This window comes from Stenotrophomonas sp. HMWF003 (assembly GCF_003061285.1).
In the GTDB taxonomy this organism is placed as follows: Bacteria; Pseudomonadota; Gammaproteobacteria; order Xanthomonadales; family Xanthomonadaceae; genus Stenotrophomonas; species Stenotrophomonas maltophilia_AP.
Window position 1 is genome coordinate 1 of sequence record NZ_QAIW01000234.1, and the last position, 1,359, is coordinate 1,359.

Below are 1,359 nucleotides of genomic sequence, written 5' to 3' on the forward strand. Positions count from 1 at the left end.
ACCATCGGCTACCCCCTCCCCACGGCAGTGCCGCGCATGTCCGCCCCCGCTCCCGTCCGCTCCGGACCCCCCCGCTGGTTCGTTGCCGGCGATTTCAATGGTTTCTTTGGCCTGGTGGTCGACAACCTGTCGATCCTGGGCTTCATCGCGATGGCGCTGGTCGGCATCTTCCAGTTCCCCGCCGACGTGGTGTTCGGCCGCATGTTCCCCGGCACCGCCTTCGGCGTGCTGGTCGGCAACGTGCTCTATACGTGGATGGCGCGGCGGCTTGCCACGCGCACCGGCCGTGACGATGTCACCGCGATGCCACTGGGCCTGGACGCGCCCACCAGCATCGGCATGGCGCTGCTGGTGCTCGGCCCGGCCTTCATCGCCTTCAAGGCGCAGGGCTTGGCACCGCACGACGCGGCGATTGCCACCTGGCAGCTGGGCATGGCCTCGCTGGTGATCATGGGCGTGCTCAAGGTGATCCTGTCGTTCTTCGGCGAAGCGGTCACCCGCGCGCTGCCGCGCGCCTCGCTGCTGGGCTCCATCGCCGGCATCGCCATCGTGCTGATGGGTTTCCTGCCGTTGCTGGAAACGCTGCGCTCGCCGGTCGTCGGCTTCGTCACCCTGGGCCTGCTGCTGTACGTGCTGATCGCCAAGCGCAAGCTGCCGATCCGCGCGCCGGGCGTGCTGGTTGCCTTCGTGTTCGGCACCGCCCTGTACTACGGGCTGGGGCTGGCCGGGCTGGGCGCGCCCGGCTTCCACGTGCCCGACTGGACGCCGCCGCAGGTGGTGCTGCCGTGGCCCACGCTGGGCTTCATCGAGGGACTGCCCACGGCGATGACGTACCTGCCGCTGCTGCTGCCGTTCGGCCTGCTGATGGTGGTGGGCGGCATCAACGTGTCCGAGAGCGCCCGCGCGGCCGGCGACGATTACCGCACCCGCGACATCCTGCTGGTGGAAGCCGTCGCCACGCTGGTGGCTGGCCTCTGCGGCGGCGTGGCGCAGACCACCCCGTACATCGGCCAGCCGGCCTACAAACACATGGGCGCACGCAGCGGCTACACGCTGCTGACCGGCCTGTTCGTCGGTATCGGCGGCATGCTCGGGGTGATCTCCGGGTTGGTGCAGTGGCTGCCGCTGGCGGTGCTGGCACCGATCATCGTGTACGTGGCCATCGACATCACCACCCAGGCCTTCCAGGCCACCCCGCGCGAACATGCCGGGGCGATGGTGCTGGGCTTCCTGCCCTCGGTGGCCTACCTGCTGGCAATCAAGGCCCCGGGCTGGATCGCGCCGGCACAGCTGGCGGCGATGACCACCACGCTGGACGGGCACGGCCTGCCGGAACTGGCGGTGATCTTCACCCTGGGC

Annotated in this window: 1 protein-coding gene; it reads left to right on the forward strand. The window is 69.8% G+C overall.

The features are described 5' to 3' along the window. Positions 1-36: 36 nt before the first annotated feature. A partial coding sequence (locus tag DBR34_RS09615; protein ID WP_258223787.1) for a hypothetical protein occupies positions 37-1,359 on the forward strand: 1,323 nt, incomplete at its 3' end.